This window comes from Archangium minus (genome assembly GCF_044360475.1).
GTDB lineage: Bacteria > Myxococcota > Myxococcia > Myxococcales > Myxococcaceae > Archangium > Archangium minus.
The window spans coordinates 617,964-629,099 of sequence record NZ_CP043494.1; the positions used below are offsets into that span (position 1 = coordinate 617,964).

At 66.4% G+C, this 11,136-nt stretch carries 10 protein-coding genes; 4 read left to right on the forward strand and 6 right to left on the reverse strand.

What is annotated here, in order from left to right; genetic code table 11:
- Positions 1-149 precede the first annotated feature (149 nt).
- Positions 150-2,465: a kelch repeat-containing protein gene (locus tag F0U60_RS02605; RefSeq protein WP_395813575.1), complete on the reverse strand. Its 2,316-nt coding sequence runs from the start codon at positions 2,463-2,465 to the stop codon at positions 150-152.
- Between the two features lie 129 nt (positions 2,466-2,594).
- On the opposite strand from F0U60_RS02605, the gene F0U60_RS02610 reads away from it, so the two are divergent.
- Entirely contained in the window at positions 2,595-3,218 is a 624-nt protein-coding gene (locus F0U60_RS02610) for a GNAT family N-acetyltransferase (RefSeq protein ID WP_395813577.1), read from the forward strand.
- 7 nt (positions 3,219-3,225) lie between these two features.
- Here F0U60_RS02610 and F0U60_RS02615 read toward each other — a convergent pair whose 3' ends face one another.
- The 3 genes from F0U60_RS02615 to F0U60_RS02625 form a co-directional block, all read right to left on the reverse strand.
- Positions 3,226-3,786: a hypothetical protein gene (locus F0U60_RS02615; RefSeq protein ID WP_395813579.1), complete on the reverse strand. Its 561-nt coding sequence runs from the start codon at positions 3,784-3,786 to the stop codon at positions 3,226-3,228.
- Positions 3,787-3,801: 15 nt separating this feature from the next.
- Positions 3,802-4,011: a hypothetical protein gene (locus F0U60_RS02620; RefSeq protein ID WP_395813581.1), complete on the reverse strand. Its 210-nt coding sequence runs from the start codon at positions 4,009-4,011 to the stop codon at positions 3,802-3,804.
- 153 nt (positions 4,012-4,164) lie between these two features.
- Positions 4,165-6,483, reverse strand: a complete 2,319-nt coding sequence (locus tag F0U60_RS02625; protein WP_395813583.1) for a glycoside hydrolase family 6 protein — start codon at positions 6,481-6,483, stop codon at positions 4,165-4,167.
- A gap of 598 nt (positions 6,484-7,081) precedes the next feature.
- On the opposite strand from F0U60_RS02625, the gene F0U60_RS02630 reads away from it, so the two are divergent.
- Positions 7,082-8,029 (forward strand): phosphotransferase, encoded by a 948-nt coding sequence (locus F0U60_RS02630; protein WP_395813585.1) that lies wholly within the window; start codon positions 7,082-7,084, stop codon positions 8,027-8,029.
- 80 nt (positions 8,030-8,109) lie between these two features.
- Here F0U60_RS02630 and F0U60_RS02635 read toward each other — a convergent pair whose 3' ends face one another.
- A complete protein-coding gene (locus F0U60_RS02635; RefSeq protein WP_395813587.1) occupies positions 8,110-8,673 on the reverse strand; it encodes a GrpB family protein in 564 nt (187 codons plus the stop codon).
- A gap of 163 nt (positions 8,674-8,836) precedes the next feature.
- On the opposite strand from F0U60_RS02635, the gene F0U60_RS02640 reads away from it, so the two are divergent.
- A complete protein-coding gene (locus F0U60_RS02640; protein ID WP_395813589.1) occupies positions 8,837-9,373 on the forward strand; it encodes a hypothetical protein in 537 nt (178 codons plus the stop codon).
- A 10-nt stretch (positions 9,374-9,383) separates the two neighbouring features.
- Here F0U60_RS02640 and F0U60_RS02645 read toward each other — a convergent pair whose 3' ends face one another.
- Entirely contained in the window at positions 9,384-10,181 is a 798-nt protein-coding gene (locus F0U60_RS02645) for an SDR family NAD(P)-dependent oxidoreductase (protein ID WP_395813591.1), read from the reverse strand.
- Positions 10,182-10,246: 65 nt separating this feature from the next.
- On the opposite strand from F0U60_RS02645, the gene F0U60_RS02650 reads away from it, so the two are divergent.
- The gene (locus F0U60_RS02650; RefSeq protein ID WP_395813593.1) at positions 10,247-11,131 is read left to right on the forward strand and encodes a LysR family transcriptional regulator; all 885 of its coding nucleotides are present in this window, start codon (positions 10,247-10,249) and stop codon (positions 11,129-11,131) included.
- The last annotated feature ends 5 nt before the right edge of the window (positions 11,132-11,136 follow it).

Genomic DNA, 11,136 nt, shown 5'->3' on the forward strand with positions numbered 1-11,136 from the left:
CTCGTTCGTCATGAACGATTGCCCGTAGACACAGCGAGGCTTTTGGGTGTCGCACGAAATCGACAAGCAGGTGCGGCGGACAGGTGTCTGCGCCTGAGGCCGCCCTGCTTGGGTTGTACGTGCGTGTAGACCTGGCGCCGGTGGGCGCTTCAGTTGCCTGGGGTGTACAGCTCTGCCGTCGCTACGGCGACGGAGCTGGTGCTTCCCCCTGACACGAGGACCTTGCCATGGGAGAGCAACGTCACCGTGGGGCGCTCACGCGGTGCAGACATGCGAAGGGTCGTGCTCCAGGTGCCCGTGGCCGGGTCATACAGCTCCGGCGTCGTGACGGGGGCGTTGCTGGTGCCGACTCCATCCGAGATGAGCACCTTGCCATTGGGTAGCAGCGTCGCCGAATGCAGGTAGCGCGAGGCAGCCAGGGAGCCGGTGGCGCTCCAGGTGCCCGTGGCCGGGTCGTACAGCTCCGCCGTCGCCACGGTGCCACCGCTGCCGCTGTTGGTGTACCCGCTCGCGACGAGCACCTTGCCATTGGGCAGCAGCGTCGCCGTATGCCGGTCGCGCGGGGTGCTCATGGAGCCCGTGGGGCTCCAGGTGCCCGTGGCCGGATCGTACAGCTCCGCCGTCGCCAGGATGGTGCTGCTGCCGGTGCCACTGCTGCCGCCCGCGACGAGCACCTTGCCATTGGGCAGCAAGGTCGCCGTAGGGTAGAAGCGCGGTGTGGACATGGAGCTCGTAGCACTCCAGGTGTCCTTGGTCGGGTCATACACCTCCGCTGTCGCCAGGCTGCCATAGAAGTACCCGCCCGCGACGAGCACCTTGCCATTGGGCAGCAGCGTCATCGTCTGCCCCTGACGCGGGGTGGTGTAGGAGCCCGTGGTCTTCCAGGTGCCCGTGGCCGGGTCGTACAGCTCCGTCTGTTGGGAGTTGGTGGCCATGATGAGCACCTTGCCCGTGGACAACAGCGTCGCCATGGGCGGGCCCTTCACGACCGTCATGGAGCCGGTGGCGCTCCAGGTGCCCGTGGCCGGGTCGTACAGCTCCGCCGAGCCGAGGGTGCCGTTCTGGTCGTATCCCCCCGCGGCGAGCACCTTGCCATTGGGCAGCAGCGTCGCCGTATGAAAGAAGCGTGACTTGAGCAGGGAGCCCGTCGAGGTCCAGCCCGCGATGGCACACGTCGGCGGTCCCGTCACCGTGAAGCTCCGGGTGACCGTCAAGCCGAAGGCGTTGGTGACGGTGGCGGTGAGGCTCGGCGTGGTGCCCGAAGTGAGGCACGCGGGGGCCGTCCAGGTGATGCGGCTGCTGGTGGCGCCCGACGTGGCCGTGCCCAGCGTGCCCACGTTGGCCGTCCAGGCGAAGGTGAGCGCGGAGCCCGCCGGATCGCTCGCCTCCACCTCGAAGGTGAGCTGCTGACTGGCGCTGGCCGTCAGGCTCGACTGATAGGAGCGCGTCACCATAGGCGGTGCCCGCCGGGAGTCCTTGGCGACGCACAGCGCCACGCTGCCCGTGTTCTGTCCGCCCCGACCATCCTTCACCGTCACGCTCAGCTGGCAGTTGTTGCAGGCCGCAGTGGGCAGGGCCGAGGGCGTGAAGGTGGCGCTCGCCGCGCTCGCCCCCGTGAAGCTGCCCGCGCACGTGGCGCTCCACTGGTAGCTCAGGGTGTCCCCGTCCACATCCGTGGCCGACACGGACAGCGCCGTCTGCTGCCCCACGTCCAGCCAGGACTGGGAGGAGGTGAGTCCCACCACCCTGGGGGCGGTGTTGAAGCCGACCTTCACCTCCTCGGCCCCGCTGCCCGCGGACACCGTCACCGTGAGGCTCACCGAGAGGCTCGCCCCGTGCGAGTCGCTCACCTTCAGCGACAGGGTCACCGGCCCTTGGGTGGCGGGCGCCGTCCAGGTGGTGCTCGCCTGGGTGGGGGCGGAGAAGCTGCCCGAGGGGGCCGTCCACTCGAAGCTCACGGTGTCGCCCGGGTTCGGGTCATGGGCGCTGACCGTGAGGGTGATGCTGCCGCCCGGAGCCACCGTGGTGGGGGTGGCCACCAGCGAGTCGACAATGGGCGCCTCGTTGGTGAGCGGCGGAGGGCCGGAGACATCCTGAAGTGTCAGGGAGATCAGTCCCGTGGTTCCCGCGGTGACGGTGACGTCCTCGGCACGTCCCTCGTAGCGCAAGGTGTTGGAGGCGGTGAAGGCCTGGGCGACGAAGGTGCGGTGCGCCCCGGCGGGAATGTCTCCCATGACGCCGCCCCAGACGCCGTCGGTGAGCACCAACTCGGTGGACAGCGAGTTCATGTCGGAGGCGGAGACGGTCACGGTGACGCGTGAGACGTCGCTCGGCGAGGCCAGGGGCGTGGAGATGGCCAGTCGCATCGCGCCGGTGGTGGACACGGAGATGGACGGCGCGCTGTCACAGCCAGCGAGCAACGCCAATACAAGAGGAAGGATCGCGGAGAGACGCGGCAGAGACACGGGACTTCCTTGTCTTGGAAGAAGGCCCCACACGCGGTGGAGCAGCGTTCACTGTAGAACAGCCAAAACGTCTCCGCGAGAGTCGCTCGTGCTTCACGGGAGAGAGGCCCCCCTCTAGGCTCGGCGGACATGAGCCCCTCCCTCCAGATTCGCCCCTACCACCCGGATGACTGGGACGCTGTGTATGACATCTGCGTGCGCACGGGTGCGGCCGGTCAGGATGCTCGGGGCCATTACCAGAGCGACGCGCTGCTGCCCGACGTCTACGCCGGCCCCTACCTCGCGCTCGAGCCGCACCTGGCGTTCGTGGTGGATGAGGGCGGACGCGCGGTCGGGTATGTGCTTGGCACCGCCAACACGCCGGCCTTCGTGGAGGCCTGGCGTGCCCGGTGGCTGCCTCGCGTGGCGGGCCGTTACCCCCACCCGGTCGAGCCGGCCCGCACCGCGGACGAGCGGCTCATCGCCACGCTGCACCATCCCGAGTGGATGCTCGCGCCCGAGCTGGCCCCCCACCCGGCACACCTGCATGTCGATCTGCTCCCCCATGTGCAGGGGGCCGGGTACGGCCGGCGTCTCGTGGAGACCTTCCTGGCGGCGGTGGCGGCCGCGGGCGCACCCTCGCTGCATCTGGGCACGGGCAACAACAACACCCGGGCCCTGCGTTTCTATGAGCGCCTGGGCTTCCAGCAGCTCACCGTGGCGGGAGCCGTGGGCACCACGTACTTCTGGTGCCCCACGGGGAGGCGCGGTTGACGGGGTGTCACAGCACCGGGGCGGGGAGGGCGGTCGGCTGTGGCTGGGGCGCCGGCGGTGCGAGCAGGGTGATGTTGAGCGGGAGCTCGGCGGTTGGATACCCGGGGCTCTTCGACGCACTCATGATCGGTACCGTCAGGACCCCGGTGAGCGTGCACTGCACCGCCTGTTTCATGTCCGCCACGGGCATGGGCAGGTCATCCACAGTGGAGAGGTTGAGCGTGTAGGCCTGCTGGGTGGGCTCGTGGATGAGCTTGGACATCACCCGCCGGAGTCCCTCCGGGCACTTGAGCTCCACGTTGGAGAGTGACTGTTGGTTCTCCCGGCTCGTCGCATGGTCGACGGGGTTGTTGCCCTTCTGGAAGAAGAGCCTGGCCTCCCAGGTCGTCACGTAGGTCGTGGGCGTCGTGGGCACCTCCTCCGCGGAGAAGGGATACAGCCACAGCGTGTTGCCTGCCACCTTGTACTCATGGACCGGCGTCTGCAGGATGCTGCCATATTGCGAGCTGAAGGAGCCTGGAATCAGGTCCAGCTCCTCGAAGTTCTTGCGCCAGCTCCTCACATCCACCGGCGGAATCAGGTTTCAGCCGATGACATGGGTGCGGAAGTGCTCATTGACATGCGCACCGAAGGTCCCCGGCTCGTAAGTGCGCTTGGGATACGCCAGGATGGTGGCCGGAACGCACGCGGTGACGCTCAGTCCCGTTACCAGCGCGGCCAGCACGCCGCCGACGCTGCTGCGCACGGCAGTGTGCACCTTCCTCCTGCGGTTCATCCAACTTCCTTGGTTCACGACGACTCCCCCTCATGTGGGACAGGCCCATCCCCATCGCACAGCATAGCGAAGGGAGGTGACGTCCCGCTGGGCTCTTTATGGCGGAGGGAGACGTCGCCCAAGGAGGAAGCCCCCAGCCGTATTCCGGCCGGGGGCTTTGAGTCGAAACTGTTACGGCTCGACGCCTCCGGCCAGCGTGCCGTTCCGGTAGACGGTGATTCGGGAGTTCTCTCCGTAAGCCGTCTGGCCGTCCTTGAACGAGTAGTCATCTGCCTCGTTGAAGTTCGCCCAGTTCGACGTGTTCACGCGGAGCTGGATGTCTCCCGTGTCCTGGCCTGCCGCCAGCGTGCCGCTGGCGAAGCTGATCTCCAGGTAGTGGGTGGCGCCCGGCCGCGGAGAGGCCAGCTGCGCGAACTGGAAGCTCATATTGCTGCAGCCCTGGACAGCCCAATCACAGACGGCTTGAAGGGTGGCCGAGCCCTCCAGTGAGAAGTAATACCGGACCTTGAGCTCCGTCAGGTTGACCGACGTGGTGCCGCCGTTCTTCACCCGAAGGTGGGGCCTCATCTGGTTGTTGCTCGGGGAGTTGTTGTCCCCGTCGCGGTAGAGGACGGAGAGCGCGCCGGCGCTGACGTTCTGCGTCGTGGCGGAGACTTCGTTCGACGCGGCGGACTCGAGGGCGGCGTTGAAGGCCGTCACCTTGTAGTAGTAGGCCGTGTTGGGCGTCAGGCCCGTGTCACTGAAGCTGGTGGTGGTGCTGGTCCCCACGCGGTTCGCCGCGGTCACCGCCACGCTCGGCGAGGTGGAGCGGTAGATGTTGTAGCCGGTGGCGCCCGCGGAGCCTGTCCAGCTCAGGCTGATCTGGCTGGAGCTGGTCGCCGTTGCGAGCAGGCGCGTGGGGGCGGCCAGGACCTGCTCACCAGGACTTGCCGAGACCGCGCTGCTGTTGGCGCTCTCGCCGTTGCTGTTGGACGCGCTGACCACGAAGTAATAGGTCGCCCCATTGGTCAGCCCGGTGTTGGTGTAGGTCGTACCGGCCACGGTGGCCACCGTCGCAAACGGTCCGCTGCTGGCCGTGCCCCGCTTGACGGTATAGCTCGTCGCACCGAGCGCCGCGCTCCAGCTGAGCGTCACCTGCTGGTTGCCCGGGGTGGCCGTCAGGCCCGTCGGCGCAAAGGGCGGGTCATTGTCACCGGTGGTCAGCGGGACGGCCGGATACGCATTCGACACCAGCATCACGAACTGGTCATGGAACCAGTGACCGGACAGCGGGGCGTCCGGAAGGGCCCCGGTCTTCATGTTGAACTTCGTCATGTAGTCCGGGTTGCACATCGGGTCCGCGCCCTTGCCCTCGTCGTTCGGAATCTGCTTGCTCGCGCCGTCCGACTCGCCCGGCGGCTTGATCCAGACGAAGGCATCCAGGTGCGAGGCGGTATAGCCAGCCGGAGTTGCCTGGGGCGGTTGTCCCATACCGGCGCCGCTGTGGTTGCACCAGAGACCGCGGTGGCCCCGCCGGTCCACGCGGCCGGAGTCGGCGTACGCGTCGACCGTACCGCCGATCGCACCCGTCGGCCGGTTGGGTCCGCCCCAGCCATTACGGGAGGTGTCAATGAGGAAGCCGATGCTGGCCGGCCAGCCCGCGGACGTGAAGCCCGTGTAGAGCGCCGCCGTGAAGTCGCTCTCGTCGAAGTGGGGATTCCACTCGTAGAACTTCGCCGACTTGAGCTGCTGCCCGCCGACGGTCACGTTCGGGTCCACCAGGTGCGGCTCCGCGAGGGGCGTGTAGTTGGAGATGTTGGTCACGAAGCCATCCACGCTGGCCAGCCCGGCCGTCGTCCCGCGCACCACGCGGGTGTAGAGCTCGATGGTCTTCTGCCGGTTGTCGTCCCAGCCCAGCCAGCCCGAGTGGGCGATGTCCAGGTAGGTGTAGACATTGGGGATGGCGTGCAGCTTGTTCAGGGCGTACTGCGCAGCCGCCACGTAGATGCCGCTGGAGTTGGCCTGGGCGCACTCCGGATCGCTCAGGTTGCTCACCAGGTTCGGCAGGCCGTCCGGCTCGATGGCCGTGATGATCCGGATGTCCTTGTACTTCGGATCGGCGAAGACGGCCGCGATGGCATCGATGTATTCCGTCTTGTAACGCTGAAGACCCGCCTCGGTCAGTGGCAGCTCACCGTTAGACGCCAGCGCCGCACAGTCACGGCCCGGCATGTCATAGATGACAAAGGTCGCGGTGATGGGCTGGCCAGGCTTCTTCTGCGCCAGCACCAGATCAAGGTGATCACGCAGGCTCTTGCGGCCGCCGTTCGCGCTGCCGCCGTGAATCGCCGCGATGCGGTCGAGCCAGACCGCGGTCGGATACTTTTTGACCGTGCGCATCCTCGCGGCCAGGGTGCTGTCGGTCGTCTTGGCAATCGAGGTGTCAATCAACGCCGCATAGTCGGGGTTGACGTAGGCGGTTGCGCCTTCAAACGGGTTGTCCACATGCACTTGCGCGGCCGCGACTCCTCCCCAGAGTCCCAGGAGCAGAACCGCTAGGGGAGCCCGCGTCAGCAAGCAGGTCCTTGGTTGCCTTTGTTGCATACGTTCCCTCCGGCTTGAAAATTTCAATAACTCCCGAGAATGGGAAAACGCTTCTAAACAGGAAGATACTTGAAGCAAGAAAGACTTGGCAATGAAAACGTTTTCATTGGGGCGTGTTGACCGACAAACAAAGTCGATTCTCATGCTCGAGGAGAGAGTGAATCGACAGGCATTTACTTTTTCGTCATGGGAAATTTACCGCCTCATGGTAGTGGACGTGTTGTCTTATGAGCACATGCCTTAGGAGGCGAGAGAGGCCGCCCGGGTCGAAACGTTCTCATTTTCGCGGTAGAGGGAAGGGCGGGCGTGCAATGGGATGCGGCCACGCGTGCCCCGTGTCGGACGTCTTCCTGAACCAGTCCAACATCCGCTTCTCCCTTCAGGGCGTCGCTTCGTCACGTTTGGGACGCACGATTCCCAGGAAGCTGGAAGTCGAGGAGGAAGAACCTTGACGATTTAGGAAATCGAGGAGTGAGCAGGGCTGGGCGCGGGATAGGATTCTGGGATGCCCATTGCACATTTGACCCCCGCTGACCTCAAGGCCCGTACGGCGCGTGCCATTGCCGCAGCGACGAGCGCGGGCCGGGCGCTCGGACTCGACGTGGCCGAGCCGAAGGTCTTGCATGATGTGTTCTCCGTCGTCGTGCACCTTGCGCCATCACCGGTGGTGGTCCGGGTTCCCGTGGCGCTGCCGCCCTGGCTCGACGGAGCGCCGCAGATCGCGCGTCAGGCGCGCGAATTGGCTGCGGTCTCATGGCTGGCCGACCGTGGGCTGCCCGTCGTGCGCCCGAGTCCCCTGGTCCCCCGTGAGCCCGTGCAGCGGGACGGCTTCTCGATGACGTTCTGGGAGCTCGTGGACGTCGACACCTCGCGCCAGCCGGACTTCGTCGCCGAAGCGGCACTCGCGGCTGACCTGCACGCGGCGCTGCGTGACTACCCGGGCGAGCTCCCGTTCCTCTCACCCGTCGCCGCGACCGTGCCCACATGCCTGGCGCTCCTGGAGGAGAACCCCGGGTTGTTGGCTCCCGAGGACCTCGAGCGGGCTCGACGCGAGTGGGCTGTCCTTGAGCCCGTGCTTTCGTCGCGCGAGGGCTTCGCCAAGGCGTTCCCAAAGGTCAGCGTCCAGCCCATCCACGGTGACGCGCCGTCGTACAACATCATCCGCACGACTTCGGGAGTGCGCTACGCGGACTTCGAGGATGTGAACCTCGGCCCGGTTGAGTGGGATCTCTCGTTGCTCGGCCCGGAGGGTGCCGCCGTCTACAACGCGGCGGCGGCGCGAGTCGGCGTGCGGCCTCTCGACTCGACTGTCCTGCGCGTCATGGATGCCGCGCGAATGCTTCAGGTGGTCGCCAGCTACGCGCTCGTGCCACAACTGCCGATGCTGGCCGAGGGGCTCGCGCCTTCGCTCCAGATCTGGCGGACGATGCCGTTCGCAGGCGGGCTGGGCTGAGCATCATCCGCTCTTGAGTGGCTCAGGTCACTTCCGTGCGCATCCATGAGCCCGGTTTGGTTGCCGTGTGGAGTGATGCGCTATGTCTGGGTTTCTGGGCTGGGTGTCGCGCCCCGTGACGCGCTCGCCCACGCCAGCGCTCTCTCGACGAGCGAGGTGACGAACGCGTTCTTCTGCTGCGAGTACGTCGAGAAGAGTCGCGCGCCGTGCGCGTAGGCTTTGCGCTTCTCGTCAGCGTAGGCCTTCACCTCGTCGGGGTGCGCGCGCAGGTAGTCGCGGACGGCGAGCTGAGCGGTGAAGAACGCCCCTCCTTCTTCGGCGATGGCGACATTGAAGTCGGGTGGCCCCCGCCTCCGCAGGTAGAGCCTGCCCGGGATGAACACCTCGCCGAAGTCCTCGTAACCGAGCGCGACGAGGCGAGGCGCGGCGGCCTTTCCCTCGTCGAGGGAGCGCACGCCCACGAGGAGGTCGACGATGGGTTTACCGACGAGCCCCGGTACCGCAGTGCTGCCCACGTGCTCGATGCGCGTGACGACGGCACCGAGGACGCCTCGCACGCGCTCGGCCTCGGAGGCGTAGAGCGCGGGCCATTGAGGGTCGGGTTCGACCAGGGTGATGGGCTCGTCGACTTCGGGGGTCTTCATGCGGTCCCGTACGGTGCGACGAGGCTCGGTGGATTGTCCAGTCCCGGCGAGCCGTCAGCGGCCACGTGCAGGTGGCGCGCGTCACAAATAGGGCGGGGCGGGCTCTACAGGATTGTAGGCAGAACGACACCTGGCCTTGGTCAACACATCAGGAGACACATTGATGCGCCGCTTCGCACACCACACCAAGACTCAACTGGCTGACACTGCCGCTCAGCTCAAGCCGCGTCGCTGGTTCGCCAGCTTCGCTGCCCCGCCGCTGTTTGCGCTGGCTATCGTTGGCGGAGCCCTGCTCCCATCGGGACAGGCCCAGGCGGCTGGTCAGCCTGACCTGGACGTCGTCTCCTGCAGGCCCGTGGATGACCCGGTTGATTATGGGGACGGCATCGACTGGTACAAGCTCGAGGTGACCTATCACAACAAAGGGACTGCTCCTTCCCCCGGATTCCAGTATCTGGTTCGCCCGAGCTGGGGCGTGGACCTCTTTTCAGGTCAGCTCAAAAACGAGGCCTCCGTCGTGCGGAGCGCAGGGCCACTCCAGGCTGGGCAGTCGGTCTCGACCTTTTTCTGGGTGACGAAGAATGTTGTCGACAAGCGACTGTGGGGGATTTTCCTGGATAACAACGGCTTCAACCAGGGGACCGTGGCTGAATCAAACGAGCTCAACAACTTCTGCACGTTCTATGCGAACCCAAGCTAGGAGCGGCACGTCAGCGCGCGGTGGCGGGCAGCGCCGGCTGCTTCGGCGCCGAGATCCGTGCCATCAGCTTCACGACGAAGGCTCGCGGGAGGAGCCGCGACGCGAACGAGGCCAGGAAGTTCCCGATGCCGTGGATGACGGACGGCCGGTTCTTCGGGAACTCGTCGAGCCCGAGCCGCACGACTCCTTCGGGGCGCGCTTTCCTGGTGCCACCGGCCGCGGCCTCGCCCGCGCGTTCGAAGAACGGCGTGTCCGTCGCGCCGGGGGAGAGGGCCATCACCCGCACGCCGCGGTTCTTGTATTCGGCCCACAGCGCTTCAGTGAACGAGAGCACGAAGGCCTTGGTCGCTCCGTAGACCGCCATGTACGGCGTTGGCTGGTACGCCGCCATTGAGGCCACCTGGATGATGCCGCCGCGCCGCCGCTCGAGCATCGGGAGGAACACGTACGTGAGCTCGACGAGCGCTCCGATGTTGAGATCGATCTGACCGCGCTGTGTCTCGAGGGGAATGTCCGCGAACGGCCCGTGCACACCGAACCCCGCGTTGTTGATCAACACGTCGACGTCGAGCCCACGCCGCGTCACTTCATTGAACACGCGCTGCGCGGCGCCCGGCTTCGCGAGATCTTCCGCGATCACCTGCGCGTTCCCGAGCCGTGAAGCGAGCGCCTCGAGCTTGTCCTTGCTGCGCGCGACGAGCACGAGTTTCGCGCCACGGGCGTCGAGCTCCCGCGCGAAGGTTTCTCCGATACCCATGGAGCCGCCCGTCACCACCACCGTCTTTCCCGCGAAGTTGAAGTCGTTCATGTGTCCAACATGCGCGACCGGAGCATTTCTGGAAATGGGCATGGCTGGTAAGCTGCTTTCCATCCATGGAAACCTCGCTTCAGCCGTCGTGGGATGACCTGAGGGTGCTGCTCGCGCTGCACCGCCACCGGAGCTTTCTCGCCGCGGGCCGTGCGCTCGGTGTGTCGACCTCGACAGCCGCTCGGAGAATCGAGGCGCTCGAGAGAGCACTTGGCCGGCAGTTGGTGCATCGCTCGAGCGCGGGCACCTCCGTCGAGCCGGACGCACTCGAGTTGATCAATCTCGCCGAGCAGCTCGAACTCGGGCTGCAGGTCGTGAAGCGTGATGAGGGCGACGCGGCGATGACCGGCACGGTGAGGCTGTCGTTGTCCGAGGGCTTCGTCCAGCCGGTGACGCGGGTGCTCTCGGCGCTGCGGCGAACGCATCCGGCCCTGCACTTCGAGATGATTTCGGAGACGCGCATGGCCGACCTCGCGCGGCGCGAGGCGGACATCGGCATCCGCGTGGCACCCTCGACGTCTCCGGTGCTCATCCAACGCCATGTCGGCCGGATTCAGTTGGGGTTCTACGCCGCGCGAGCGTACGTCGAGCGGCGCCTCCGCGATGGCCGGCTCAAGCGAGATGACATGGCCCGGCATGACTTCCTGGGTTTCGATGTGACGATCGAGAAGACGCCGCAATCGCAATGGCTGGCCGCGCAGGGCGCGAAGCGGTTCGTGTTCAGGAGCAATTCCAGCGTCGCGCTGCAGGAAGCGGCCGAACAGGGGCAGGGCATCGCGCTGATGGGCACGCAGGTGACCGGCTCATCGACACTCGTGCGGCTCGAGACGGATATCGAGCTCCCGTCGGTGCCGGTGTACCTCGCGTTTCATCGTGAGCTGCGCAACGTGAAGCGGGTTCGGCTCGTGCTCGATGCACTCGAGGCCATGATTCGCGCCGCGACGACATAGCTTCT